This is a genomic window from Desulfovibrio sp. (genome assembly GCF_019424165.1).
Lineage (GTDB): Bacteria > Desulfobacterota > Desulfovibrionia > Desulfovibrionales > Desulfovibrionaceae > Desulfovibrio.
Genome location: NZ_JAHZAA010000035.1, coordinates 23,208 through 25,717, shown reverse-complemented (window position 1 = coordinate 25,717; position 2,510 = coordinate 23,208). Strand labels below are relative to the sequence as shown.

Here is a 2,510-nt window from a genome sequence, read left to right as displayed (position 1 = left end):
CGCGCCCAGATAAAACAGCGGGCTGATGCCGTAGCCCAGCAACATGAAGAGTACCGTAAGCGCCCCTGCCGCCAGGCGTACCTGCCGGTCCAGCGAGGGTGATGCTTCTCCTGTCTTGGGCAGACCTTCACCAACCGTGGCGAAGCCTGCTTCTTCGCAGGCGGCAATGCCTCCGTCAATGAAACGCACGTTGGTATATCCGGCCCGGAAAAATTTTTCAGCAGCGTTTTTGGCGCGCGCGCCACTGCGACAAATGGTGAACAGTTGGGTGTCGGCAAGCACGCCGCTGCGCAGAGCGATATCACGGGGGTCAAGGTCTGTAACAGGGGCAAAGGCTGTAGGCATGGCCAGCCGTTTTTCAGAATATTCCATGGGGGAACGTACATCCACAACAAGAGCCTGCTTCAAGTCCACACTGTGCAGCTCTCTGGCGCTGATGCTTTGTACAGCGGACATAGGGTCTCCTTTTTCCGGCAATAACTGCCGCAATGCACGCAACGTAAACGGGAGCAGTGCCAGGAGGAATGCAACCCGGACGCAGCGGTGATGGTATCCTTCCGTATTGGTCGGATATAATTATCGATTATAGTGATATAATTCGTGCAGGAATGCAACTGCCGCGATATGTCGCTATTTTTTAGCAACAATGCAGCATAATTGACTATGCTGATGCTCACATAGTGATGTGCCCATAAAATGGCACACAGATGCTCAGGAGTAGCCCTATACAAAAACAGTTGTGCTGCCGGTTGCGGCGGCCAGTGGATTTATTGCATTTCAGGCAATTGCTTGCGCTCGCGCAGTGCCAGCCGCAATCTGTCGGCCAGCATGAAGCAGCCGCACAGGCTTACGGAGATTGCCGTGGCCGTAAATACGCCCCTGTAACCGAAGCCCGCGTTGATAACCATGCCGCCGATCAGCGGGGCCAGCATGCCGCTGGCGTCAAAGGTGGCCATCATGACGTTGGAGTTGATGGAGCGGGTGGCGGGGCTTGAGCGGTCATATACCGCAGCCGCCAGCAGCGGATAGAGCAGGCCCAGGCCCAGGCCGTACAGGCAGGTCAGCGGCACAAAGGCCCACAGCGGCCCCCAGGCCAGGCCGAGCATGCAGCACGCCAGCACTACGCTGCATAAAAGCGTAACCCGGTAACGCGGCATGGTGTCCAGCCGGTTGCTGCCTGCAAGACGCACAAGGATGATGGTCAGTGTATAAATGCTGAAAAACCATGCCGGATTCGCTCCGGTGACCGAACACAGCCCCTTTATGAAGAAGATGGCTTGTACGGTCATGATGCTGAAGGCCAGACAGGCCAGATAAACAAAGAGCAGGCCCGAACGGCTCACAGCCTGCCACAGGGCGCGGCCTGACATGCCGCCCCCGTCTTCGGAGGCCATTTCGGGGGTCCGCAGGCGCGGGGCCAGGGGGATCAGCATGAGCAGCGAGGGCAGGCCAAGCAGGGCGGCTACCGTAAAAAGCCCGGCTTCTCCGCCCAGCAGGGGCAGTATGGGTTCCGCGGCTGCGGGAATGATGGAATAGGGCAGCAGCATGGTAAGCGAAAAAATGGCAAAACCGCGCGCGCTCTGGCCCTTGGGAATGCAACTGACAAGTACGGCTACGGTACAGCTTGAAAATACGGCCAGAGCGATGCCCTGCACGATGCGCAGCGCCCAGATCATGCCGATAACGTGTGGGCCGCCAACATGTGAATAGCCCAGCATGACGCAGCTTGATATGACTATGGAAACGGCCATGGCGGCCAGTTTGCCGCGGCGAAGCAGCAGCACGCTGGCCAGCGGGCGAAACAGCAGCACCATGGCGAACATTGAAGCCAGCAGCACTCCGCGCCAGTTGGGGCTGATGCTCATGCCTTCCAGCCACTGCTCAAAGCAGTAAAAAACGGCGATAAAGCTGTTGCAGAACATGGTCATGCAAAACAGCAGAATAAAATCACGGCTTAACAGGGTTTGCGGCGGTTCCGGTGATACGGGTTGTCGCACGGTTTCAACAGGAGAAGCAGCAAGGGGCGACATGGGGCCTCAATTACGTTATGCCGCGCTCGTTGCGGCAGACGCGCAACGGCTGCTCCGGGGGAAGCTGCGGCTAATGATACTCGCCTTTGAGAAATTTTGCGGCATAGGCCGTCACTGCGGCCTCGTCCACCATGAGCATATCCATCTGGCGAGTCATGATAAGCAGACGCCCCAGTTGGTCAAGGCGTGAGCACAACTCGGGCCGTGGATCCTTCTGGTAGCGTGCCCGTATCCTATCACCAGTAAGCTCGACGGTAAAGCCAAGCTCTTTGAGGATAAGCCCTATGCAGCGCACCCGGCGCACACGCTGCACATTGTTTGCGGCCCCGCCCGCGAATTCAAAGCGGATGTAGTTTTTGCTCAGGGTGTCGCCACACCAGGTGTCAAGAATGGCATAATGGTAGCCGACCCGTGAAGAGAAATTGAGGTAACGATCTGAAACAAGGGCATAACTACGCTGGCCGAAGCGCGAACACCCTT

At 57.6% G+C, this 2,510-nt stretch carries 2 protein-coding genes and 1 pseudogene; all 3 read right to left on the bottom strand.

Annotated elements, in window-relative coordinates:
* Positions 1-456: rhodanese-like domain-containing protein (locus QZ377_RS10520; RefSeq protein ID WP_291441097.1), on the bottom strand; the 456-nt coding region annotated here is incomplete at its 3' end.
* Between the two features lie 311 nt (positions 457-767).
* A complete protein-coding gene (locus QZ377_RS10515; protein ID WP_291441096.1) occupies positions 768-2,030 on the bottom strand; it encodes an MFS transporter in 1,263 nt (420 codons plus the stop codon).
* A 70-nt stretch (positions 2,031-2,100) separates the two neighbouring features.
* A pseudogene (locus tag QZ377_RS10510) lies at positions 2,101-2,510 on the bottom strand (pyruvate, phosphate dikinase); the annotation flags it as partial.